At 60.5% G+C, this 23326-nt stretch carries 19 protein-coding genes and 2 tRNA genes; 17 read left to right on the plus strand and 4 right to left on the minus strand.

Annotated features, from left to right (window positions below):
* Window positions 1–17 precede the first annotated feature (17 nt).
* The 7 genes from hfq (at window position 18) to F6S08_RS03385 (ending at window position 8629) form a co-directional block, all read left to right on the plus strand.
* Complete coding sequence (gene hfq, locus F6S08_RS03355; protein WP_003171355.1) at window positions 18–278, plus strand: RNA chaperone Hfq; 261 nt, start codon at window positions 18–20, stop codon at window positions 276–278.
* 12 nt (window positions 279–290) lie between these two features.
* On the plus strand, window positions 291–1592 hold the full coding sequence (gene hflX / locus F6S08_RS03360; protein ID WP_027604899.1) for a ribosome rescue GTPase HflX: 1302 nt from the start codon (window positions 291–293) through the stop codon (window positions 1590–1592).
* Between the two features lie 96 nt (window positions 1593–1688).
* Entirely contained in the window at window positions 1689–2864 is a 1176-nt protein-coding gene (gene hflK, locus F6S08_RS03365; RefSeq protein ID WP_315871281.1) for an FtsH protease activity modulator HflK, read from the plus strand.
* The gene (hflC, locus tag F6S08_RS03370) at window positions 2864–3730 is read left to right on the plus strand and encodes a protease modulator HflC (RefSeq protein WP_010213607.1); all 867 of its coding nucleotides are present in this window, start codon (window positions 2864–2866) and stop codon (window positions 3728–3730) included. The genes hflK and hflC overlap by 1 nt, the downstream gene beginning before the upstream one ends.
* Before the next feature lie 293 nt (window positions 3731–4023).
* Complete coding sequence (locus F6S08_RS03375; RefSeq protein ID WP_065940876.1) at window positions 4024–5211, plus strand: ATP phosphoribosyltransferase regulatory subunit; 1188 nt, start codon at window positions 4024–4026, stop codon at window positions 5209–5211.
* A 54-nt stretch (window positions 5212–5265) separates the two neighbouring features.
* Window positions 5266–6555: an adenylosuccinate synthase gene (locus tag F6S08_RS03380; RefSeq protein ID WP_027604896.1), complete on the plus strand. Its 1290-nt coding sequence runs from the start codon at window positions 5266–5268 to the stop codon at window positions 6553–6555.
* A gap of 139 nt (window positions 6556–6694) precedes the next feature.
* Window positions 6695–8629, plus strand: coding sequence for a methyl-accepting chemotaxis protein (locus tag F6S08_RS03385; RefSeq protein ID WP_065925623.1), 1935 nt, complete (start codon window positions 6695–6697; stop codon window positions 8627–8629).
* 46 nt (window positions 8630–8675) lie between these two features.
* On the opposite strand, the gene F6S08_RS03390 is transcribed toward F6S08_RS03385, so the two are convergent.
* From F6S08_RS03390 to F6S08_RS03405, 4 genes are all read right to left on the minus strand, one after another.
* On the minus strand, window positions 8676–10241 hold the full coding sequence (locus F6S08_RS03390) for an ABC transporter permease (RefSeq protein WP_065947126.1): 1566 nt from the start codon (window positions 10239–10241) through the stop codon (window positions 8676–8678).
* Window positions 10241–11266: an iron ABC transporter substrate-binding protein gene (locus tag F6S08_RS03395; protein ID WP_315871282.1), complete on the minus strand. Its 1026-nt coding sequence runs from the start codon at window positions 11264–11266 to the stop codon at window positions 10241–10243. Before F6S08_RS03395 ends, F6S08_RS03390 begins: the two co-directional genes overlap by 1 nt.
* A gap of 146 nt (window positions 11267–11412) precedes the next feature.
* Window positions 11413–11499, minus strand: a tRNA-Leu gene (locus F6S08_RS03400).
* Window positions 11500–11653: 154 nt separating this feature from the next.
* A tRNA-Leu gene (locus tag F6S08_RS03405) sits at window positions 11654–11740 on the minus strand.
* Window positions 11741–11964: 224 nt separating this feature from the next.
* Between F6S08_RS03405 and rnr the strand changes: the two genes are divergently transcribed.
* The 10 genes from rnr (at window position 11965) to F6S08_RS03455 (ending at window position 23075) form a co-directional block, all read left to right on the plus strand.
* Window positions 11965–14598, plus strand: a complete 2634-nt coding sequence (gene rnr, locus F6S08_RS03410; RefSeq protein WP_065947127.1) for a ribonuclease R — start codon at window positions 11965–11967, stop codon at window positions 14596–14598.
* Window positions 14595–15359 carry a 23S rRNA (guanosine(2251)-2'-O)-methyltransferase RlmB gene (rlmB, locus tag F6S08_RS03415; protein WP_315871283.1) on the plus strand — a complete coding sequence of 255 codons (765 nt, stop codon included), beginning with the start codon at window positions 14595–14597 and terminating at the stop codon, window positions 15357–15359. The genes rnr and rlmB overlap by 4 nt, the downstream gene beginning before the upstream one ends.
* A gap of 200 nt (window positions 15360–15559) precedes the next feature.
* Window positions 15560–15982 (plus strand): 30S ribosomal protein S6, encoded by a 423-nt coding sequence (gene rpsF / locus F6S08_RS03420; protein ID WP_003171371.1) that lies wholly within the window; start codon window positions 15560–15562, stop codon window positions 15980–15982.
* Between the two features lie 29 nt (window positions 15983–16011).
* The gene (gene rpsR / locus F6S08_RS03425; protein ID WP_003171373.1) at window positions 16012–16242 is read left to right on the plus strand and encodes a 30S ribosomal protein S18; all 231 of its coding nucleotides are present in this window, start codon (window positions 16012–16014) and stop codon (window positions 16240–16242) included.
* Between the two features lie 36 nt (window positions 16243–16278).
* Entirely contained in the window at window positions 16279–17169 is an 891-nt protein-coding gene (locus tag F6S08_RS03430; RefSeq protein WP_065925619.1) for a hypothetical protein, read from the plus strand.
* 18 nt (window positions 17170–17187) lie between these two features.
* Complete coding sequence (gene rplI, locus F6S08_RS03435; RefSeq protein ID WP_003171376.1) at window positions 17188–17634, plus strand: 50S ribosomal protein L9; 447 nt, start codon at window positions 17188–17190, stop codon at window positions 17632–17634.
* A gap of 110 nt (window positions 17635–17744) precedes the next feature.
* Window positions 17745–19142: a replicative DNA helicase gene (gene dnaB, locus F6S08_RS03440; protein ID WP_017526410.1), complete on the plus strand. Its 1398-nt coding sequence runs from the start codon at window positions 17745–17747 to the stop codon at window positions 19140–19142.
* 96 nt (window positions 19143–19238) lie between these two features.
* A complete protein-coding gene (locus F6S08_RS03445) occupies window positions 19239–21542 on the plus strand; it encodes a YgiQ family radical SAM protein (RefSeq protein ID WP_027607690.1) in 2304 nt (767 codons plus the stop codon).
* A gap of 157 nt (window positions 21543–21699) precedes the next feature.
* Window positions 21700–22620: an NAD synthetase gene (locus F6S08_RS03450; protein ID WP_315871284.1), complete on the plus strand. Its 921-nt coding sequence runs from the start codon at window positions 21700–21702 to the stop codon at window positions 22618–22620.
* Window positions 22617–23075 (plus strand): hypothetical protein, encoded by a 459-nt coding sequence (locus F6S08_RS03455; protein WP_024073094.1) that lies wholly within the window; start codon window positions 22617–22619, stop codon window positions 23073–23075. Before F6S08_RS03450 ends, F6S08_RS03455 begins: the two co-directional genes overlap by 4 nt.
* Window positions 23076–23326 lie beyond the last annotated feature (251 nt).

The following is a 23326-nucleotide window of genomic DNA, read 5'->3' on the forward strand; positions in this document are numbered from 1 at the left end:
TTAAAGGAGTGCGGCACATGTCAAAAGGGCATTCGCTACAAGACCCTTACTTGAATACTTTACGTAAAGAGAAAGTGGGGGTTTCCATCTATCTGGTCAACGGTATCAAGCTGCAAGGCACGATCGAGTCGTTCGACCAGTTCGTGATCCTGCTGAAAAACACCGTCAGCCAGATGGTCTACAAGCACGCTATCTCGACAGTGGTTCCAGTTCGTCCAATCCGTCTGCCTAGCGCCGCCGGTGATGATGCAGCTGACGCTGAGCCAGGTAACGCCTGATAGGAGTCTCCTTTGTTCTTTGAGCGCCACGGTGGTGGTGAGCGAGTCATCCTCGTTCACTTGGATGGACAGGACCCTGAGGCGCGCGAAGATCCGCAGGAGTTTCAGGAGTTGGCAAATTCGGCCGGCGCCGAGACCGTTGCGTTTTTTAACGTGCCGCGTCATCGGCCAACCGCCAAATTCCTGATTGGCAGCGGCAAGGTCGAGGAATTGCGCGACCTGGTCCATGCCGAAGAAGCCGATCTGGTGATCTTCAATCACACCCTCACGCCCAGTCAGGAACGTAACCTCGAACGTGTATTCGAGTGTCGCGTGATCGACCGCACCGGCCTGATTCTCGATATTTTCGCCCAGCGCGCCCGTACCCATGAGGGCAAGCTCCAGGTAGAACTGGCCCAGCTTGACCACATGAGCACCCGGCTGGTTCGCGGTTGGACTCACCTTGAGCGTCAGGGTGGCGGTATCGGCATGCGGGGCCCGGGTGAAACCCAGCTGGAAACCGACCGACGCCTGCTGCGGGTTCGCCTGCGTCAGATCAAGGGCCGACTGGAGAAGGTGCGCAGCCAGCGCGAGCAATCGCGACGTGGCCGTTCACGTGCCGATATTCCTACCGTATCGCTGGTGGGCTACACCAACGCCGGCAAGTCCACGCTGTTCAACAACGTGACCAAATCGGACGTGTACGCGGCTGACCAACTGTTCGCTACCCTCGACCCGACCTTGCGCCGTCTGGATATTGACGACCTGGGGCCGATTGTCCTGGCCGACACCGTGGGTTTCATTCGGCACCTGCCCCACAAGCTGGTCGAGGCATTTCGGTCTACGCTCGAAGAGTCGAGCAATTCCGACCTGTTGTTGCACGTGATCGATGCGGCCGAACCGGATCGCATGTTGCAGATTGAACAGGTGATGGTCGTGCTGGGTGAGATTGGTGCCCAGGACTTGCCGATCCTCGAGGTCTATAACAAACTCGATTTGCTTGAAGGCGTTGAGCCACAAATCCAGCGCGACGAGAACGGCAAGCCCCAGCGGGTCTGGCTGTCGGCGCGCGATGGCAGTGGTTTGGAGCTGCTTGAACAAGCCATTGCCGAATTGCTCGGCAGCGATTTGTTCGTCGGCACCTTGCGCTTGCCTCAGCGTTTTGCTCGACTGCGTGCACAGTTTTTCGAGCTGGGCGCGGTACAGAAAGAAGAACACGACGAAGAAGGTGTCAGCTTGCTGGCCGTTCGATTGCCGCGCTCGGAGCTCAATCGGCTGGTCAGCCGTGAAGGCGTAGTACCGACAGAGTTCATCGAACAACACACTTTGCAATAAAAGCCTCAGAAAGCGGTTGTGCCGCAGTAGCAGGCATTCTGTAGCATTGGTCGGCGCGCCGTGGGTGCGTCTTTGCTTTATCAGATGGAGAGCGCTATGGCTTGGAATGAGCCGGGTGGCAACTCGAATAATCAGGATCCTTGGGGTGGTAAGCGCCGCAATAATGGCGACCGCAAGGGGCCACCAGATCTCGACGAGGCCTTCCGAAAGCTGCAGGAAAGCCTGAATGGGTTGTTCGGTGGTGGAAAAAAACGGGGTGGTGATGAAGGTGGTCGCACCAGCAAGGGCGGCGGCTACGGCCTGCTGGTCCTGGGTCTTGTCGTGCTGGCGGCCGTATGGCTGTACAGCGCCGTATACGTCGTGGACGAGCAGGAGCAAGCCGTGGTGCTGCGCTTCGGCAAGTACTACGAGACTGTCGGTCCTGGCCTGAATATCTATTTCCCGCCGATCGACAAGAAGTACATGGAGAACGTCACGCGTGAGCGTGCCTACACCAAGCAGGGCCAGATGCTGACCGAAGACGAGAATATCGTCGAAGTGCCGCTGACCGTGCAGTACAAGATCAGCAACCTGCAGGACTTCGTGCTGAATGTCGATCAGCCGGAAATCAGCCTGCAACACGCAACCGAAAGCGCCCTGCGCCACGTGGTGGGTTCCACCGCCATGGACCAGGTGCTGACCGAAGGCCGTGAACTGATGGCCAGCGAAATCAAGGAGCGCCTGCAACGGTTCCTCGATACCTATCGCACCGGTATCACCGTCACCCAGGTGAACGTACAGAGCGCAGCGGCACCGCGTGAAGTGCAGGAAGCGTTCGACGACGTGATCCGCGCCCGTGAAGACGAACAGCGTTCGCGCAACCAGGCTGAAACCTACGCCAACGGCGTCGTGCCGGAAGCCCGTGGCCAGGCCCAGCGTATCCTTGAGGATGCCAATGGTTACCGTGACGAAGTGGTCTCCCGTGCCAAGGGTGAAGCGGATCGCTTTACCAAGCTGGTCGCCGAGTATCGCAAGGCGCCTGAAGTGACGCGTGAGCGTCTGTACCTGGACACCATGCAGGAAGTCTTCAGCAATACCAGCAAGGTCCTCGTGACCGGCAGCAAGGGTGGGCAGAACAACCTGCTGTACCTGCCGCTGGACAAGATGATCGAAGGTGGTCGCAGCAGCTCCAGTGCACCGTCCACCGGTTCCAATGCCGCTGCCAATGAAGCGAGCGCCCGTGCGGCCGCTGACTTGCTGCAACAGCAAACACGTACCAGGGAGAGTCGTTGATGAGCAATAAATCGCTGACCGCCCTGATTGTGGGCGTCGTCGTGGTCATCGCTGCCTGGAACTGCTTCTACATCGTGGCTCAGACCGAGCGAGCGGTGCTGCTGCAATTCGGTCGCGTGGTCCAGGCGGATGTCCAGCCGGGCCTGCATGTGAAAGTCCCTTACGTCAACCAGGTGCGCAAGTTCGACGCCCGCCTGATGACCCTGGATGCACCGACACAGCGCTTCCTGACCCTGGAAAAGAAAGCCGTGATGGTTGACGCCTACGCCAAGTGGCGCGTCAAGGACGCCGAGCGCTTCTACACTGCGACCTCCGGCCTCAAGCAGATTGCCGACGAGCGTTTGTCGCGTCGTCTGGAATCGGGCCTGCGTGACCAGTTTGGTAAGCGCACCCTGCACGAGGTGGTGTCCGGTGAACGTGATGCGCTGATGGCGGATATCACCCGTTCGTTGAACACGATGGCGGAAAAAGAGCTGGGCATCGAAGTTGTCGATGTTCGGGTCAAGGCCATCGATTTGCCGAAGGAAGTGAACCGCAGCGTGTTCGAGCGCATGAGCACCGAGCGTGAGCGTGAGGCCCGTGAGCACCGTGCCAAGGGTAACGAGCTGGCTGAAGGTATCCGTGCGGATGCCGACCGTCAGCGCCGTGTACTGCTGGCAGAAGCCTATCGCGAGTCTGAAGAGGCCCGTGGTGATGGTGATGCTCAAGCCGCGGCGATCTACGCCAAGGCTTACGGACAGGACCAGGAGTTCTACGCGTTCTACCGTAGCCTGCGTGCCTACCGTGAAAGCTTCGCGAACAAAACCGACGTCATGGTGCTGGACCCAAGCAGCGACTTCTTCCGCTACCTGGAAAAGTCCAAGTAACCAGCCCGTGATTTTGTAGGGCGCACTCCGTCGGGCGGCTAAAACGCCTGGCGGGGTGATCCTTTCAGAAAACGGGTGTATGATGCGGCAGCCGGGAAATTCCCGGCTTTTTTGCGTCTGCATGTTTGATTCGGCAGGCGTGACAGGTTTTTCGAGGAAAGTGCCCGACGAGGCCGTTAACAGGTCGTTCGTCACGTCGCTCTTGCGCGTGGTTTATGCAGGGGGCGGGTATTTTCTGCTTCACTCAAGGCTCGGCCGAGGGCTGGCCGCCCGGATCATAGGGGAATGGCGTAATGGCAACGGTAGACCGCTGGCTGCTGCCAGATGGCATCGAAGAAGTACTGCCACCAGAAGCTGCGCGCATTGAAGTAGCGCGTCGCCAGGTGTTGGATCTGTTCCAGAGCTGGGGTTACGAGTTTGTCGTGACCCCCCATATCGAGTACCTGGAATCCCTGCTGACCGGCGCGGGCCAGGACCTGGATCTGCGCACCTTCAAGGTCATCGACCCGCAATCGGGCCGGCAAATGGGGTTCCGTGCCGACATCACGCCGCAAGTGGCGCGCATCGATGCACACACCCTGCGCCGCGAAGGCCCGAGCCGCCTGTGCTACGCCGGCAGCGTGCTGCATGCTCAACCGCGTGCCTTGTCGTCTTCCCGCAGCCCGATCCAGTTGGGCGCGGAGTTGTACGGTGATGCCAGCCCGAGCAGCGACGTTGAAGTGATCAGCCTGATGCTGGCCATGCTGCAACTGGCTGATGTACCAGATGTCCACATGGACCTCGGTCACGTGGGGATCTACCGTGGCCTGGCCCGTGCGGCCGGTTTGTCCGGTGAGGCCGAGCAACAGCTGTTCGATGCCCTGCAGCGCAAGGCGATCGATGAAGTCATCGCCTTGACCGCTGGCGTGCCTGCGGATCTGGCCGAGATGCTGCGTGCACTGGTCAACCTGTGTGGTGGCCGTGAAGTGCTGGTGGCTGCACGTGAACGCCTGGCCAAGGCGCCGGCGCCGGTATTGGCTGCACTGGATGACGTGCTGGCGATTGCTGAGCGGTTGTCGGCGCGGTTCCCGCAGTTGCCGCTGTATTTTGATCTGGGCGAGTTGCGCGGTTACCACTACCACACCGGTGTGGTGTTCGCGGTGTTTGTACCGGGTGTTGGTCAGGCCATCGCCCAAGGTGGACGTTACGACGACATCGGCGCCGACTTCGGTCGTGCGCGTCCGGCCACCGGCTTTTCCACCGATTTGAAAACCCTGGTGACCCTGGGGCGTGCTGAGGTCGAGCTGCCGTCTGGCGGCATCTGGATGCCCGACAGTACGGACGCAGCACTCTGGCAGCAGGTTTGCCAGTTGCGCAGTGAGGGTCAGCGTGTTGTCCAGGCATTGCCTGGGCAGCCATTGGCCGCCGCCCGTGAAGCGGACTGCGACCGGCAATTGATTCTGCAGAACGGGCTTTGGCAAGTATCGCCACTGGCTTCTTGAGTTTTCCTGCCGGCCATCGCCGGCACCAAGTTTGCGCGAATGAGGACAAGTGTTATGGGTAAGAATGTCGTAGTCCTGGGCACCCAATGGGGTGATGAGGGCAAAGGCAAGATCGTTGATCTGCTGACCGAACATGCTGCCGCCGTAGTGCGCTACCAAGGCGGTCACAACGCTGGCCACACCCTGGTCATCGACGGCGAAAAAACCGTCTTGCACCTGATCCCGTCGGGTGTCCTGCGCGAAGGCGTGCAGTGCCTGATCGGTAACGGCGTCGTGGTTGCACCGGATGCCCTGCTGCGCGAGATCACCAAGCTGGAAGAGAAAGGCGTACCGGTGCGCGAGCGCCTGCGTATCAGCCCGTCCTGCCCGCTGATCCTGTCCTTCCACGTTGCGCTGGACCAGGCCCGTGAAAAGGCCCGTGGCGAGCTGAAGATCGGCACCACCGGTCGCGGCATCGGCCCGGCCTACGAAGACAAGGTCGCGCGTCGTGGCCTGCGTGTGGGCGACCTGCTCAACATGCCGCGCTTTGAAGACAAGCTGCGTGAACTGGTGGATTACCACAACTTCATGCTGGTGGGTTACTACAAAGAGCCCGCCATCGAATTCGACAAGACCCTGGCCGAGTGCAAGGAATACGCTGAGCTGCTCAAGCCGCTGATGCTGGATGTGACCGCCGAGCTGCACGACCTGCGTCGCGCCGGCAAGGACATCATGTTCGAAGGCGCCCAGGGTTCGTTGCTGGACATCGACCACGGTACCTACCCGTACGTGACCAGCTCCAACACCACTGCTGGCGGCGTCGCTACCGGTTCGGGCGTTGGTCCTATGTTCCTGGACTACATCCTCGGCATCACCAAGGCCTACACCACCCGTGTGGGTTCGGGCCCGTTCCCGACTGAACTGTTCGACGAAGTCGGTGCGCACCTGGCCAAGCAAGGTCACGAATTCGGCGCGACCACCGGCCGTGCTCGTCGCTGTGGCTGGTTCGACGCCGTTATCCTGCGTCGCGCGATCGATGTGAACAGCATCTCGGGCATCTGCTTCACCAAGCTGGATGTACTCGACGGTCTGGAAACCATCAACATCTGCGTCGGCTACAAAGATGCCGAAGGCAAGGACGTTGCCCCGGTTGACGCCGACAGCTACGTGGGCCTGCAGCCTGTGTACGAAGAAGTGCCGGGCTGGAGCGAATCGACCGTGGGTGCCAAGACCCTGGAAGAGTTGCCAGCCAATGCCCGTGCCTACATCAAGCGCGTTGAAGAGCTGATCGGTGCGCCGATTGACATTATTTCGACGGGCCCGGATCGCAACGAGACCATCGTTCTGCGTCACCCGTTCGCTTAATAAGCTATTGATGTAAAAAGCAAAGGGCTCCTTCGGGAGCCCTTTGTCGTATCTGCATGCCAAGCGGCACGACCCTTGCTGTGTTTCTCTCTTTCGCGGTGCTATCAAATTAGTGGCACCCGTGGTGGAGGGATTCCCGATGTCTGCCGTTCTCTCATTGTTACAAAGCCGTCTGTTGCGGCCGGTGTTCGTTACCCTAGGTATCGCTCTTTTGGTGCAAGTGCTGGTGGCGGTCGCTCTCACCCGGAGCACGGTCACGGCGCTGGAGGCCGATTTGGGCAGTCGCCTGGGCGTCGACAGCCAGAAGCTGTCCGGTGAACTGGCCCAGGCCGGCAAGGAAGTCACGTCGAGCCTGGACAGCTTGTCCACCAGTACCCGTCAGCGCCTGACCGCCGGGCTTTCCGAGCGCCTGCAGGCAGAGCAGAAACAGTTGCGTGCGACCCTGGAAAAAGACCTGCAAGACTCCGCCAACGATATGGCGCAACTGCTGGCCTCGGTGGCGCCCCGCGCCATGTGGGACAGCGATGTGCCAACGCTGTCCGAGTTTGCCCGACGCGCCCAGCGCAATCCCAACGTGCTGTTCGTGGTTTATGACGACGCGGCGGGTGAGCACCTGACTCGTTATCTGAATCGCGAAAATCCGATCAACAAGGCGTTGCTGGAAAAAGGCCAGGGCGATCGCGCCCTGGACAAAGTCCTGAACGCCGCGAAGAACGATCCTTCGGTGTTCTACGTCGAGGCGTCCATCAGCCCTAACGGCGTGGAGATTGGCAAGGTGCTCATGGGGGTGTCGACCGCGTCGGTCGAGGCCGATCTGCAAGCGCTGGACAAGCGTTTTGCCGCACTGATAGCCAGCGGTGATCAGTTGGTCGGCGACAGCCTCAAAGGTGCCGCGGCGGATAGCGCGGCGGCCATGGGCGCTCGCCTGCAGTCGGCACAAGCCACTGCGACCCAGATGACCGTCAACACCACCGACGCCGTGCAGGAGGCTGCCGGCACCTTGCGTTGGCGCATCGGCATGGGGCTGGCGGTGGTCGGTTTCGGCGTATTGCTGCTGATCGCCGTGGTTCTCGGCCGCCGTGTGGTCAATCGCCTGAAACTGCTTATCGCGGCCATGGATGACCTGGCAGCAGGCGAGGGCGACCTCACCAAGCGCGTGCAGATCAACAGCAAGGACGAAATCGGCGACATGGCCTCGGCGGTCAATCGCTTTGTGGATAAGTTGCAACCCATCGTGCGCGAGGCGGGCGATGTGGCCCAGCGTACCGGCGTGGAAATCGGCGCCATGACCTTGCGCAATGCCGGCGCCGATGCGGCCGCTGGCTTGCAGCGTGATGAGGTGGCGGAGAGTTTGCGCGCACTGTCGCAAATGGCCGACGAGGCCCAGGCCGAAAGCCACGCCATGCAGGCGGCGTTGCAGCAGGTGGTGGATATTCGTCAGGCGACGGACGAGAACTCGCGCACGTCGGCCGAAGTCGGCAGTTTGATCGAGGCGTTGGCGGGGCAGGTCCAGGCCGGGTCCCAGGTTATCGAGCGCCTGGCCCAGCAAAGCGAGCAGATCGAAGTGGTGCTGACGGTCATCCATGGTATCGCCGAGCAGACCAACCTGTTGGCGCTCAACGCGGCCATTGAAGCCGCGCGTGCGGGCGAGACCGGGCGGGGCTTTGCGGTGGTGGCGGACGAAGTGCGTGCGTTGGCCAGCAAGACCCAAAGCTCTACCGGCGATATCCAGGCCCATATCGTCGCGTTGCAGCAGGGCGCGCGGGAGGCGGTGGAAACCATCGGCAAGGCCGGGCGCCAGGCCAACGAAGGTTTGCTGGTGCTGCGCGACAGCGTGCGCTTGCAGCAGACGGTGCAGGCCTCGGTGGAGCAGGTGCATGCAGCGATTGGCCTGGCTACCCGCGCCGCCGAGCACCAGGCCCAGGGCGCCCATGCGGTACGAGGCCGTGTCGAGGTGATCCATGCCCAGGCCGAGCGTGCGGCGCAGGCGGTGGTGGAGACTACCGCCAGTGGCAAGGTGCTGGATGGGTTGGCGGCGCAGTTGAAGGCGAGTCTGGGGCAGTTCCGGGCTTAGCGTCGTCCGTTCTGGCCTCATCGGGGGCTTGCCCCCGATAGCGATCTCAGCGGCTCAAGTACATCCGAGTTGTCAGCAGATAGACCGGCAACCCCGACACCACTATCAACAACGCTGCATAAGGCGCCGCCGCCGCAAACTCCACATTCGAGGTGTGCGCCCACACGGCAGTCGCCAAGGTATTCAGCCCGGTGGGGCTGAGCAGCAGCGTCGCCGTCAATTCCTTCATGGCGTCCAGGAACACCAGCGCAAATGCCGCACCCAATGCCGGAAAAATAATCGGCAGCGTCACTCGGCAAAACGCACTGAACGACGATGCCCCCAGCGTGCGCGCAGCCTCTTCCAGCTGCGGCGCCGCCTTGTTCAAGGCCGTACGGATCGGCGCCTGGGCCAATGGAAGAAACAACAACCCATAGGCGATCAGCAGCAACGCCGACGTCTGGTACAGCGCCGGCACGTAATGCAGGGCGAAATACACCAGTGTCAACGCAATCACCAGGCCGGGCAGGGCGTGCAGCAGGTACGGCAGGCGCTCGGCCCAGATTGCCAGTCGGCCCTTGTAGCGCACCACCAGCAGCCCCAGCGGTACCGCCAGCGCCAGGCACAGCGCCGCGCCACCCAGCGACAGCATCAGGGAGGACAGCAATGCCTCACCAATCTCGGCCATTGGAAATGCCGCCGATGAACCTACCGCCAGCCAATAGCCGAGCATGCCCAAGGGGATGCCGCTGCCGATGATCGCCAGCGTAAGGCAATACACCTGGCCCAGTGGCGCCCACTTGCCCAGTCGCACCTGCTCCCCATGCCGCGCCGCGCCCTGGCCGATGCGCACGTGCCGGCCCTTGCCGCGCACGCGCAGTTCCAGCCACAGCAGGGTCAGGCACATCACCAGCAATACCGCCGAAAGCATCGCGGCATTGGCATTGCTGAACTCCAGTTCGAATTGCTGGTAGATCGCGGTGGTGAAGGTTTGCAGGCCGATGATCGACAGCGCGCCGAACTCGACCAGCATATGCAGGGCAATCAGCAGTGCCCCAGCCAGCAGCGACGGCCACAGCAAGGGCAGGGTGATGCGCAGGAATACGCCCCAGCGATTCTGCCCCAGGGTGCGGGCCGATTCTTCAAGGGAAGGGTCCAGGTTGCGCAAGGTTGCGGCCACTGGCAAAAACACCAGCGGGTATTTGGACAGGGTCATCACCAGAATCGCGCCGCCGAGCCCTTCGAAGTGGGCGCTCAGGGATACCCAGGTGAAGCTGCTGACAAACGCCGGCACCGCGAACGGCAGGCACAGGACTACGCCCCAGAGGCGGCGTCCCGGCAGATTGCTGCGTTCCAGCAGCCAGGCCAGGGACAGGCCGATCACGCCGCACGCCAGCGTCACGCCGACCATCAGCGCCAGGGTGTTGCGCAGCAGCCCGAACACATAGGGCCGCCAGAGCAGATGTACCGCCTGCGCCCAGCCCGCCTGCCAGGCCTTCAGACCGACGTACACCAGTGGCAGCAGGCTCAGGCCAACCAGTAGCAGGACGGGGAGCAGTAGCCAGATCGAAGGGCGCTTGCGGCGTGGGCTGAACCCCCCGCGCAGGGCGGGGGTGGGTAGCGATGGGTTCATCAGTTCAAGCCAACCTCACGTTCCAGGTCCAGGGCTTCTTCTGCGTTGCCGAGGTCGGCAGGCGTGACTTTCGGCGGCTGCAGTTCGCTGAAAGGCTTGAGGCCGCGGTTGGATTCCATGCCTTTGCGCAGCGGGTACTCGGCCGAGGTAGTGGTAATCACGCGCTGGCCTTCTTCGCTGGCCATGAACGCCAGCAGTTGCTGGGCTTCTTTGGGATGCTTGCTGGACTTCAGCGCGGCCGCCGAAGACACGGTGATCAGGCCGCCGGCATCACCATCGGTGAAGTAGTGCAGTTGGGAGTCGAGGTTGGTTTTTTCTTTCTTCAGGGCAAACCAGTAGTAGTTGTTCACCAGAACGGTGGCTACTTCGCCGTTTTCCACGGCCTTCAGGGCGACCATGTTGTTGCTGTACACCTTGCCGAAGGCACGCAGGCCGGTCAGCCATTCTTCGGCGGCTTCACGGCCGTGCAGCTTGATGATCGCCACGGCCTGTTCCTGGAAGGCGCCGCTGGTAGGTACGAAACCGACCTTGCCTTGCCACTCGGGGCCGGCGAAATCCAATACCGACTTGGGCAGGTCTTTCTCGGCAATCAGTTTGGGGTTGAAGGCTACGACGCGGGTGCGTGCGGTCACGCCCATCCAGTCGCCGTTACGGCCCACGTAATCCTTGGGCAGGACGTCGAGCGTGCCTGCATCGATCTTGGCCAGCAGGCTTTGCTCGCCAAGTTTGTTCAGTGGCGGCGATTCCTCGGTGTAGATCACGTCGGCAGGGGAGCGGTCGCCTTCCTCCACGACTTGGCTGGCCAGTTGGTTGCTGCTGCCCTTGCGTACGTTGACGTGAATACCGGTCCTGGCTTCGAAGGCCTTGGCGAGTTCATCGCCGACTTCTTTGTGTTGGCCGTTGTACAGGGTCAGGGAGACCTTGTCGGCGGAATAGGCGGCGGGGGAGAGTAGGGTCAGGCCGAGCAGAGTGATGGTCAGGCCACGCAGAAGGGATGTCTTGAGACGGGTATCGCGGATCATCATCCGGGGTTTTCCTCACTTGAGTGCAACAAATCGTTGCAAGGATAAACGATAAAACTTCTCAAGTGCGCCGAAGGAGGGAAATTGCTGGTGGAGGTTTTCAAACCCCGGAAACGAAAAAACCCGCTTTCGCGGGTTTGATCTGAATTTGGTGCCCAGGAGAAGACTCGAACTTCCACGACCTTGCGATCACCAGCACCTGAAGCTGGCGTGTCTACCAATTTCACCACCTGGGCATTATCAAGCAACGTTGCCGCTGTTGATGGGGCGAACTATACGGCGGGCTTTTTAATCTGTAAACCCCTGATTCGAAAAATATAAATCGATTTTCTCGTTAAAAATCAGAAGCCTGAAACGAAAAAACCCGCTTTCGCGGGTTTGATCTGAATTTGGTGCCCAGGAGAAGACTCGAACTTCCACGACCTTGCGATCACCAGCACCTGAAGCTGGCGTGTCTACCAATTTCACCACCTGGGCAACATCAACAACGTTGCCGTCGTCGATGGCGCGCACTATACGGAGCGGTTTTTTAGCTGTAAACCCCTGCTATGAAAAAAACCTGGAAAATTTCGCCAATGGTCGTGCAAGGTGCGCGGCGAGGGCTGTAAAAGGCTTTTAAACGCTTGTTGATGCCTGAAATTTCCCGTTTCAATACGCGTATGCCAAACTAACCCGCATATAGACAAGGTGAAAAATCTCTAATGGCCGATTGGCAGTCCCTCGATCCCGAGGCCGCTCGTGAAGCGGAAAAATATGAAAACCCTATTCCTAGCCGCGAACTGATCCTGGCGCACCTCGCCGATCGGGGTTCGCCTGCTAGCCGTGAGCAGTTGGTCGAAGAGTTCGGTCTGACCACCGAAGACCAGCTCGAAGCCCTGCGCCGCCGCCTGCGTGCCATGGAGCGCGATGCTCAACTGATCTACACCCGCCGTGGCACCTATGCACCCGTGGATAAGCTCGACCTGATCCTCGGCCGCATTGCCGGCCACCGTGACGGTTTCGGCTTCCTGATCCCGGATGACGGCAGTGATGACCTGTTCATGAGCCCGGCGCAAATGCGCCTGGTGTTCGATGGCGACCGTGCCCTGGCGCGGGTTTCCGGACTGGACCGTCGTGGTCGCCGTGAAGGCGTGATCGTCGAAGTGGTGTCCCGTGCCCACGAGTCCATCGTCGGCCGCTACTTCGAAGAAGGCGGTATCGGCTTTGTTGTGCCGGATAACCCGAAGGTCCAGCAGGAAGTGCTGATCACCCCGGGCCGCAATGGCGCTGCCAAGGTCGGCCAGTTCGTCGAGGTGAAAATCACCCACTGGCCGACTGCGCGCTTCCAGCCCCAGGGCGATATTGTAGAAGTGGTCGGCAACTACATGGCGCCGGGCATGGAAATCGACGTCGCGCTGCGTACCTACGATATTCCTCACGTCTGGCCTGAGGCTGTGCTCAAGGAAGCCGCCAAGCTCAAGCCGGAAGTCGAAGAAAAGGACAAGGAAAAACGCATCGACCTGCGCCATCTGCCGTTCGTCACCATTGACGGTGAAGATGCCCGCGACTTCGACGATGCGGTCTACTGCGAAGCCAAGCCCGGCAAGCTGCGCCTGTTCTCCGGCGGCTGGAAGTTGTTCGTCGCGATTGCCGACGTTTCCAGCTATGTGAAGATCGGTTCGGCCCTGGATAACGAGGCCCAGGTACGCGGCAACTCCGTGTATTTCCCTGAGCGCGTGATCCCGATGCTGCCTGAGCAACTGTCCAACGGCCTGTGCTCCCTGAACCCGAAAGTCGACCGTTTGGCCATGGTTTGCGAGATGACTATCTCGAAAACCGGCGAAATGACTGATTACCAGTTCTATGAAGCGGTGATCCACTCCCAGGCGCGCCTGACCTACAACAAGGTCAGCACCATCCTGGAACAGCCGAAAACCAGCGAAGCCAAGGCGTTGCGTGGCGAGTACGGGCATGTGGTGCCGCACCTCAAGCAGCTGTACGCGTTGTACAAAGTGTTGCTGGGTGCCCGTCATGTGCGTGGCGCGATCGATTTTGAAACCCAGGAAACCCGGATTGTCTTCGGTTCCGAGCGCAAGATCGCCGCGATCACCCCGACCACCCGTAACGATGCGCACAAGCTGATCGAGGAATGCATGCTGGCGGCCAACGTGGCCACCGCTGAATTCCTGAAAAAGCACGAAATCCCTGCGCTCTACCGTGTACACGATGGCCCGCCACCGGAGCGCCTGGAAAAACTGCGCGCGTTCCTCGGCGAGCTGGGCCTGTCCCTGCACAAAGGCAAGGACGGCCCGACGCCGAAGGACTACCAGGCACTGCTGGCCAGCATCAAGGACCGTCCGGATTACCACGTGATCCAGACCGTGATGCTGCGCTCCCTGAGCCAGGCCGTGTACAGCGCCGATAACCAGGGCCACTTCGGCCTGAATTACGAGGCGTATACCCACTTCACCTCGCCGATTCGCCGTTATCCGGACTTGCTCACGCACCGCGCAATCCGCAGCGTGATCCATTCCAAGCAGAACACCCCGCACGTCAAGCGCGCCGGTGCCATGACCATTCCGAAGGCGCGGATCTATCCGTACGACGAAGCGGCCCTGGAACAGTTGGGCGAGCAGTGCTCCATGAGCGAGCGCCGCGCCGACGAAGCCACCCGCGATGTGGTGAACTGGCTCAAGTGCGAGTTCATGAAGGACCGCGTGGGCGAGTCGTTCCCAGGTGTGATCACCGCCGTGACCGGCTTTGGCCTGTTCGTCGAGCTGACCGACATCTACGTCGAAGGCCTGGTGCACGTCACCGCCTTGCCGGGTGACTACTACCACTTCGACCCTGTGCACCACCGCCTGGCGGGTGAGCGTACCGGTCGCAGTTTCCGTTTGGGCGATACCGTGGAAGTGCAGGTCATGCGCGTCGATCTCGACGAGCGCAAGATCGACTTTGGCATGCCTGACAAGCCCGCCGAAGCGCCGGGCCGTAAAAAGCGTGGCAGCGAGACGACCGCGCCTGCAAGCAAAGGCAAAGGCGCTCCCGCCAAAGCGGCAGTTGCAGAGCCTGCTCCGGCCAAGGCCGGGCGCCGTCCAGCAGCCAAGGACAAAGCACCCGAGGCCTACCGCCCAAGCGACGCGGCGGCGAAAAACGCCGAACTGCGCAAGAGCCGTGAGTTGAAGCAGCAGTTGCTCAACGAAGCCAAAAGCGGTGGTAAAGCGGCGTCTGGGGGAAAGTCCCAGGGGGCGGAAAAGCCGTCGAGCAAGCCAAGTAAACACCGTAAAGGCCCGCCAAAAGCGGGTTCGGCCCCCGCGAAAAGCGGCGGGTCGCGCAAACCTAAGGCCAAGTCATGAGTCTGGAAAAAATCTACGGCGTCCACGCCGTAGAAGCACTGCTGCGTCACCACCCTAAGCGCGTCAAGCAAGTCTGGCTGGCCGAAGGTCGCAGCGAGCCGCGCGTACAGGCGTTGGTCGAGTTGGCCACCCAAAACAAAGTCGCCATCGGCCAGGCCGAGCGTCGTGAAATGGACGTGTGGGTCGAAGGCGTCCACCAGGGTGTGGTGGCGGACGTCAGTCCGAGCCAGGTCTGGGGCGAAGCGATGCTCGATGAGCTGCTCGACCGTACCGAAGGTGCACCGCTGCTGCTGGTGCTGGACGGCGTGACCGACCCGCACAACCTCGGCGCGTGCCTGCGCTCGGCCGATGCTGCGGGTGCGCTGGCGGTGATTGTGCCTAAGGACAAGTCGGCTACCTTGACGCCGGTGGTGCGTAAAGTCGCCTGTGGCGCGGCGGAAGTGATTCCGCTGGTGGCCGTGACCAACCTGGCGCGCACCCTGGAGAAACTCCAGCAGCGCGGCCTGTGGGTCGTGGGCACGGCGGGAGAGGCCGAGGTCAGCATTTATGACCAGGACCTCACCGGCCCGACCATCCTGATCATGGGGGCCGAAGGCAAGGGCATGCGTCGCCTGACCCGTGAACATTGCGATTACCTGGTGCACCTGCCGATGGCCGGTAGCGTCAGCAGCCTGAACGTGTCGGTTGCGACCGGCGTGTGCCTGTTTGAGGCCCAGCGTCAGCGTGGGGCTAAGAAACCAGTCGCTTCGCGCAAGTCGTAAGCTTCAAGCTGCAAGTTAAAAGCACGGTGGTTGACCACTTGTAGCTTGTAGCTTGCAGCTTCCCCCCTGCTCCTCTACTATTGCGCCCCTTGCCTTCCTGGCAGGCACCGATGTGCCTCCCTGCGGCAAGATCCATAAGTGTCATTCACTCCTTGTCTGACCGTTTTTGAGCGGCAGGCTACAACCCGTAAGGAGCATTCATGCGTCATTACGAAATCATCTTTTTGGTCCACCCGGATCAAAGCGAGCAAGTCGGCGGCATGGTTGAGCGTTACACCAAGCTGATCGAAGAAGACGGCGGCAAAATCCACCGTCTGGAAGATTGGGGTCGTCGTCAACTGGCCTACGCAATCAACAATGTTCACAAGGCTCACTACGTGATGCTGAACGTTGAGTGCACCGGCAAGGCCCTGGCCGAGCTGGAAGACAACTTCCGCTACAACGATGCAGTGATCCGTAACCTGGTCATCCGTCGCGAAGAAGCCGTTACCGGCCAATCCGAGATGCTCAAGGCTGAAGAAAACCGCAGTGAGCGCCGTGAGCGTCGCGACCGTCCTGAGCACGAAGGCGCTGATAGCGCTGATAGTGATGACAGCGACAGCAGCGATAACGCTGACGAGTAATCCACGGACCTTATTAAGGAGCCTATCAAATGGCACGTTTCTTCCGTCGTCGTAAGTTTTGCCGCTTCACCGCTGAAGAAGTGAAGGAGATCGACTACAAAGATCTCAACACTCTGAAAGCCTACGTATCCGAGACCGGCAAAATCGTTCCAAGCCGTATCACCGGTACCAAAGCACGTTATCAGCGTCAGCTGGCTACCGCTATCAAGCGCGCCCGCTTCCTGGCCCTGCTGGCCTACACCGACAGCCACGGCCGCTGAGACCGGGCAGTCGACAAGTAGTAAGGGATTGAATGCATGCGCGCCTTAGCTGAGTTCATCATGCGCGGTCGTGTGCAGGCCACTCTGGTAGTGGCTGGATGTGCAGTGTTGCCGTTGTTGTTCTGGTTGGGTGCCGCCGCGGGTTGCCTTGTGCTCCTGCGGCGCGGTTCGGACGCCTTGAGCGTCCTGGGTCTGGGGTTGTTGTCAGTGTTGGTGAGCTGGCATTTCCTGCAAGACCCGACAGCGCTTCTGGTGCTGTTGGGGAGTTGCAGTCTGGCGTTGGTTTTGCGCGCCGGGCATTCCTGGAATCGCGTGCTGCTGGTCAGCACGGCCGTGGGGTTGTTGTGTGCGGTGAGCCTGGGGACCGTCTTCGGTTCCTTCATCGAGTCGTTGGCGCAGACGTTTCAACACGTCTTGCCGCTGGTGATGGGTGAGTCTTACGAGAAGTTCTCGGCAGACCAGAAAGCAGCACTCGCTTCACTGGCAGTTCCGATGTTGATCATTTCGACAGCGGTTTCGGTGCAGGTCTTTAGTGTGTTGTGCCTGATTCTTGGGCGCTATTGGCAGGCGTTGTTGTATAACCCCGGCGGTTTCGGAAGCGAGTTTCGCGCAATCCGGATCCCCAAGCGCGTTGCGCTGTCACTGCTGGCCGTCATGTGCGTTGCCCCGTTTATCGGGTGGCACACCTTGATCCTGTTGCCGTTGTGCGGTGTGCCGCTGTTCTTCGCTGGCTTGTCCCTGATTCACGGGCTTGTCGCGCAGAAAAGACTGGCCAGTTTCTGGCTGGTGGGGATCTACGTCACCGTCCTGCCGCTCATGCACTTGATCGGTCCGTTACTCGTGGTCTTGGCCATTGTCGACAGCCTGATTGATTTTCGCGGACGTTCTGCGCCGAAAGACGCCGATAACGCGAACGGTGAAGGTTAAAAGTTAGAGGATTTTCACATGCAACTGATCCTTCTGGAAAAAGTCGCCAACCTGGGCAACCTGGGCGACAAAGTGAACGTTAAGGCCGGCTACGGTCGTAACTACCTGCTGCCATACGGCAAAGCCACCGCTGCAACCGCTGCCAATCTGGCTGCGTTTGAAGAGCGTCGCGCTGAGCTGGAAAAAGCAGCAGCAGACAAGAAAGCTTCGGCTGAAACTCGCGCTGCCCAACTGGCTGAGCTGGAAGTGACTATCACTGCCACCGCCGGTGACGAAGGCAAGCTGTTCGGTTCGATCGGCACCCACGACATCGCTGATGCACTGACCGCCTCTGGCGTTGAAGTGCAGAAGAGCGAAGTTCGTCTGCCGAACGGCACCATCCGCAACGTAGGCGAATTCGACGTAGCCGTGCACCTGCACGCCGAAGTTGAAGCCACCGTACGCGTTGTCGTGGTAGCAGCTTAAGTCGCACCTAACTGACTGGCACCTCGTGTGTCGGGCAGTTAACATCGGGCACGATCCTGTTTACAGGTCGTGCCTTTTGTTTTTCTACAATCCCCTAATTCCAAGTGGCCATGAACGATATTTCAGCTCCTGAGCAATACGATCTGCAAACCGCTGCCCTGAAGGTGCCGCCGCATTCCATCGAGGCCGAACAGGCCGTGCTCGGTGGCCTGATGCTGGACAACAACGCCTGGGAACGCGTGCTGGATCAAGTCTCGGACGGCGATTTCTATCGTCATGACCACCGCCTGATCTTCCGTGCCATCGCCAAGCTGGCCGACCAGAACTCCCCAATCGACGTGGTGACCCTGGCCGAGCAGTTGGACAAGGAAGGCCAGACCTCCCAGGTCGGTGGCCTGGGCTACCTGGGTGAACTGGCAAAAAACACGCCGTCCGTCGCCAACATCAAGGCCTATGCCCAGATCGTTCGCGAGCGCGCCACCCTGCGCCAGTTGATCGGCATCAGCACCGAAATCGCCGACAGCGCCTTCAACCCCGAAGGTCGCACCGCCGCCGAAATCCTTGACGAAGCCGAGCGCCAGATCTTCCAGATCGCCGAAGCGCGCCCGAAAACCGGCGGCCCGGTCAGCGTCAATGACCTGTTGACCAAGGCCATCGACCGCATCGACACCTTGTTCAACACCGACAACGCCATCACCGGTATTTCCACCGGCTACACCGACCTCGACGAGAAGACCAGCGGCCTGCAGCCGTCCGACCTGATCATCGTCGCCGGTCGTCCATCCATGGGTAAGACCACCTTTGCGATGAACCTGGTGGAAAACGCCGTGTTGCGCAGCGACAAGACCGTACTGGTGTACTCTCTCGAGATGCCAGGCGAATCGCTGATCATGCGTATGCTGTCGTCCCTCGGCCGTATCGACCAGACCAAGGTGCGTGCCGGTCGCCTGGAAGACGACGACTGGCCGCGCCTGACCTCGGCGGTCAACCTGCTCAACGACCGCAAGCTGTTTATCGATGACACCGCCGGTATCAGCCCGTCCGAGATGCGTGCACGTACCCGCCGCCTGGTGCGTGAGCACGGCGACATCGCCCTGATCATGATCGACTACCTGCAGTTGATGCAGATCCCGGGTTCCAGCGGCGATAACCGGACCAACGAAATTTCCGAAATCTCCCGGTCACTCAAGGCCCTGGCCAAGGAATTCAACTGCCCGGTGGTGGCACTGTCCCAGCTCAACCGTTCCCTGGAACAACGCCCCAACAAGCGCCCGGTGAACTCCGACTTGCGGGAATCCGGAGCGATCGAGCAGGATGCCGACGTGATCATGTTCGTGTACCGCGACGAGGTGTATCACCCCGAGACCGAGCACAAAGGCATTGCCGAGATCATTATCGGCAAGCAGCGTAACGGCCCGATCGGCTTTATCCGCCTGGCGTTCATCGGTAAATACACGCGCTTCGAGAACCTGGCGCCGGGCAGCTACAACTTCGACGACGACGAATAACCCGTCTGCTCAATTCCGACCATTACCGTCGGAATTGGTCAAAATTTGTGCTATATTCCGCGCCCGCGATTTTTCATCTCAACACCGGTCACCGTCATGCAAACAGCCAAGCCGTTATTTGACTATCCCAAGTACTGGGCCGAATGTTTCGGCCCTGCGCCATTCCTGCCGATGAGCAGGGAGGAGATGGATCAGCTTGGCTGGGATTCGTGCGACATCATCATCGTCACCGGTGATGCCTACGTGGACCACCCGTCGTTCGGCATGGCCATCATCGGCCGGCTGCTGGAGTCCCAGGGCTTCCGCGTCGGGATCATTGCGCAGCCGAACTGGCAGTCCAAAGACGACTTCATGAAACTGGGCGAGCCGAACCTGTTCTTCGGCGTCGCGGCCGGCAACATGGACTCGATGATCAACCGCTACACCGCCGACAAGAAAATCCGTTCCGACGACGCCTACACCCCAGGCGGCATGGCCGGCAAACGCCCGGACCGCGCCAGCCTGGTGTACAGCCAGCGTTGCAAGGAAGCCTACAAGAACGTGCCGATCGTACTCGGCGGCATCGAAGCATCCCTGCGCCGCATCGCCCACTACGACTACTGGCAGGACCGCGTGCGCAACTCGATCCTGATCGACGCCACCGCCGATATCCTGCTGTACGGCAACGCCGAGCGGGCTATCGTCGAAGTCGCCCAGCGCCTGTCGTGGGGCCACAAGATCGAAGACATTACCGATGTGCGCGGCACCGCGTTCATCCGTCGCGATACCCCAGCCGGCTGGTACGAAGTGGATTCCACGCGTATCGATCGCCCGGGCAAGGTCGACAAGATCATCAACCCGTACGTCAACACCCAGGACACCCAGGCCTGCGCCATCGAGCAGGAAAAGGGGCCGGTCGATGATCCGGAAGAAGCCAAGGTCGTGCAGATCCTGGCCAGCCCGCGCATGACCCGCGACAAGACCGTGATCCGCCTGCCCTCGGTGGAAAAAGTCCGTGGCGACGCCGTGCTCTATGCCCACGCCAACCGCGTGCTGCACCTGGAAACCAACCCAGGCAACGCCCGCGCCCTGGTGCAGAAGCACGGCGAAGTGGACGTGTGGTTCAACCCGCCGCCCATTCCGATGACCACCGAAGAAATGGACTACGTGTTCGGCATGCCGTACGCCCGTGTCCCGCACCCGGCGTACGGCAAGGAGAAGATCCCGGCCTACGACATGATCCGTTTCTCGGTGAACATCATGCGTGGCTGCTTCGGCGGCTGCACTTTCTGCTCGATCACCGAGCACGAAGGGCGGATCATCCAGAACCGTTCCGAAGAGTCGATCATTCGCGAAATCGAAGAGATCCGCGACAAGGTGCCGGGCTTCACCGGTGTGATCTCCGACCTCGGCGGCCCGACTGCGAACATGTACCGCATTGCCTGCAAGAGCCCGGAAATCGAATCCGCGTGCCGCAAGCCGTCGTGCGTGTTCCCCGGTATCTGCCCGAACCTGAACACCGACCACTCGTCGTTGATCCAGCTGTATCGAAGCGCCCGTGCATTGCCGGGTGTGAAGAAGATCCTGATCGCTTCCGGCCTGCGCTACGACCTCGCGGTCGAGTCGCCGGAATACGTCAAGGAGCTGGTCACCCACCACGTCGGTGGCTACCTCAAGATCGCCCCGGAACACACCGAGGAAGGTCCGCTCAACCAGATGATGAAGCCGGGCATTGGCAGCTATGACAAGTTCAAGCGCATGTTCGAGAAGTACACCAAGGAAGCGGGCAAGGAGCAGTACCTGATCCCTTACTTCATCGCGGCTCACCCGGGCACCACCGATGAAGACATGATGAACCTGGCCCTGTGGCTCAAGGGCAACGGCTTCCGCGCCGACCAGGTGCAGGCGTTCTACCCGTCGCCGATGGCCACCGCCACCGCGATGTACCACTCGGGCAAGAACCCGCTGCGCAAGGTCACCTACAAGAGCGACGCGGTGACCATCGTCAAGAGCGAGGAGCAGCGCCGCCTGCACAAGGCGTTCCTGCGCTATCACGACCCGAAGGGCTGGCCGATGCTGCGTGAAGCGTTGACCCGCATGGGCCGTGCCGACCTGATCGGGCCGGGCAAGGACCAACTGATCCCGCTGCACCAGCCGAGCACCGACAGCTACCAGAGCGCCCGTCGCAAGAACTCGACGCCGGCCGGCAGCCACAAGGTCGCCAAGGAAACCACCACCAGGATCCTCACCCAGCACACCGGCTTGCCGCCCCGTGGCAGTGACGGCAGCAACCCGTGGGACAAGCGTGAGCAAGCCAAGGCGGCGGCCCAGGCGCGTAACAAGCAGGCGGCCAAGGAACGCAGCGATGCGGCCAAGGGCAAGGGCGGCAAGCCGGCCCGCAAGCCGGTCGTGCCGCGTTGATCGTCGCTTGAAAATGCAAACGCCAGCCTTGTGCTGGCGTTTTGCTTTCTAGGCGGTGGGGAGTCTGTTTGTTAAGGTGGCGCCCATTAAATTGCCATCGGGGGCTTGCCCCCGATAGCGTCAGTCCAGTCTCCACCCCTTCAAGGAAGAACACCCCATGGGCAACCCCCTGGCCGGCATCGGCATGGACTCCAACCGCTCCCAGTTCATGGCGCGCCAGCGCATCGAAAGCCAGATCAACCTGCCACGGCTGTTCGTGGCCATCGACGCCGACCCCAGCATCGTCGGCGCGGGGGTGGTGTATATCGACGCTGACTTCAATGTCATTACCCTGCGCGAATTCAAGCCCATCTGCAGCATCAAGCCCAAGCGCATCATTTTGCGTGAAGCGCAGAAGTACATTGCGCCAACACAGTTTGCTCAACATGTCGTGAGCAATCCTCGAGAATCGCGACTGATTGGCGAAGCCGTGAATACCGGAATCTCCTGCTTGGGGGCGGTCATCAGTTGGGCTGCGATCGCCAGTGGAACAATTCTGGTGCCTTTCAGCGCTGGCGCCAGTTCCGTCATCGTTGTAGTGGGGTATGCGGCTGCCGGCGCAAGTACGCTTCAGTGTTTCAACGGCATTGCCCGAACAGCGCTGGAAGTCGCCAAACCTGAGGTCAAGGATTCGCTCGACAGTGAAGGCTGGTACCAGAATGCGTCCATCGTGCTGGACGCCGTATCACTGGTAGGCGTGGGCGCTTCGGCCCTGACGACGGTCAAGCTGGTCAGGGCCGCCAAAGCATCGACGGGCAAGAGCCTGCGTGATGTGCTTCGCGGTTTGAATCGCCAGGAAAGAGCCAAGCTGACGAAAGAGCTGCTGAGCATCAACCATCCCAGCTTGACCGCGAAGATGATCAAATTGAGGCAGGCGTCGGGCGAACTCACCAAGCGTTTCACCCCTACGCAGCTCAAGCACAGCACCACTACCCAGATCAAAGACGTCCTGGGCGCAAGCGTTGGGTTTGGCGGGAGCGCCTACTCCGGAAACGTCAACACCATCGCGATTGGACTGTACGAGGAGGTAAGCGAATGAGCGAATTGATGACGCTACGCGACTTTTTCAGACAGTACTTTCTGACGTTTATGGGCGGCGTATTTGCTGCGTGTTTTTCTTTGGCGTTGGCTGTGGCGCTGGCGTTCATCACCTATTTTCGTGATGCGCCGATGGCTCAAGTGGGGCTCAAGATCATGTCTGCCGGGGCGCTGCTCATTCTGTTGACGGTCCATAGCAACTTTATGATTTTGCGGGGCCGACCCTCCTGGGTGTGGGTAATGGTCGGTATCTATGTCGCCTGTCTACTGTTTGTAGTTCCGATGGTTCAATTCCAGCCCCACAAAGTCCTTTATGGGTTGGCGCTGTTATTCCCATTGCTCGGATTATTGACACTTAACAGCAAGGTTCAACGAGAGATGCGCACGAAACTCGTGGGAATCCGTCGCATTCGGCAGGCGGTCAAATCAACCGTCAGATCGAGTAGTCGCATGTGAAGGAGCCGCCTTCGATAAACGGTTTTCTCGCGCGCTATTTCCCGCTGTTGGGTTTACTGCTGCTCAATAGCAAACGCCACCGCGAAATGCGCAAAAAACTGTCCGAGATACGCCACCTGCGCCAAGCCGTAATCGCAAAGCGCAAAACCCGTTGATTGGGTAGATTCGCCACCCATCCTCACATTAACGCCACAAATATGTGCGGCGCCTGCACCACGACACCACCGTCGGCGCCGTTTTGGTGCTGTACT

The sequence above is a fragment of the Pseudomonas sp. JV449 genome (assembly GCF_032424295.1).
GTDB classification, from domain to species: domain Bacteria; phylum Pseudomonadota; class Gammaproteobacteria; order Pseudomonadales; family Pseudomonadaceae; genus Aquipseudomonas; species Aquipseudomonas marginalis.

Bases quoted from the DNA above. Each gene is read 5' to 3' on its own strand.
- hflK (WP_315871281.1), top strand. From the start codon at position 1,689: ATGGCTTGGAATGAGCCGGGTGGCAACTCGAATAATCAGGATCCTTGG.
- F6S08_RS03430 (WP_065925619.1), top strand. From the start codon at position 16,279: ATGCGCGCCTTAGCTGAGTTCATCATGCGCGGTCGTGTGCAGGCCACT.
- rnr (WP_065947127.1), top strand. From the start codon at position 11,965: ATGGCCGATTGGCAGTCCCTCGATCCCGAGGCCGCTCGTGAAGCGGAA.
- hflC (WP_010213607.1), top strand. From the start codon at position 2,864: ATGAGCAATAAATCGCTGACCGCCCTGATTGTGGGCGTCGTCGTGGTC.
- F6S08_RS03390 (WP_065947126.1), bottom strand. From the start codon at position 10,241: ATGAACCCATCGCTACCCACCCCCGCCCTGCGCGGGGGGTTCAGCCCA.
- rplI (WP_003171376.1), top strand. From the start codon at position 17,188: ATGCAACTGATCCTTCTGGAAAAAGTCGCCAACCTGGGCAACCTGGGC.
- rlmB (WP_315871283.1), top strand. From the start codon at position 14,595: ATGAGTCTGGAAAAAATCTACGGCGTCCACGCCGTAGAAGCACTGCTG.
- F6S08_RS03450 (WP_315871284.1), top strand. From the start codon at position 21,700: ATGGGCAACCCCCTGGCCGGCATCGGCATGGACTCCAACCGCTCCCAG.
- F6S08_RS03380 (WP_027604896.1), top strand. From the start codon at position 5,266: ATGGGTAAGAATGTCGTAGTCCTGGGCACCCAATGGGGTGATGAGGGC.
- F6S08_RS03445 (WP_027607690.1), top strand. From the start codon at position 19,239: ATGCAAACAGCCAAGCCGTTATTTGACTATCCCAAGTACTGGGCCGAA.
- rpsR (WP_003171373.1), top strand. From the start codon at position 16,012: ATGGCACGTTTCTTCCGTCGTCGTAAGTTTTGCCGCTTCACCGCTGAA.
- rpsF (WP_003171371.1), top strand. From the start codon at position 15,560: ATGCGTCATTACGAAATCATCTTTTTGGTCCACCCGGATCAAAGCGAG.
- F6S08_RS03395 (WP_315871282.1), bottom strand. From the start codon at position 11,266: ATGATGATCCGCGATACCCGTCTCAAGACATCCCTTCTGCGTGGCCTG.
- hfq (WP_003171355.1), top strand. From the start codon at position 18: ATGTCAAAAGGGCATTCGCTACAAGACCCTTACTTGAATACTTTACGT.
- F6S08_RS03385 (WP_065925623.1), top strand. From the start codon at position 6,695: ATGTCTGCCGTTCTCTCATTGTTACAAAGCCGTCTGTTGCGGCCGGTG.
- F6S08_RS03375 (WP_065940876.1), top strand. From the start codon at position 4,024: ATGGCAACGGTAGACCGCTGGCTGCTGCCAGATGGCATCGAAGAAGTA.
- dnaB (WP_017526410.1), top strand. From the start codon at position 17,745: ATGAACGATATTTCAGCTCCTGAGCAATACGATCTGCAAACCGCTGCC.
- F6S08_RS03455 (WP_024073094.1), top strand. From the start codon at position 22,617: ATGAGCGAATTGATGACGCTACGCGACTTTTTCAGACAGTACTTTCTG.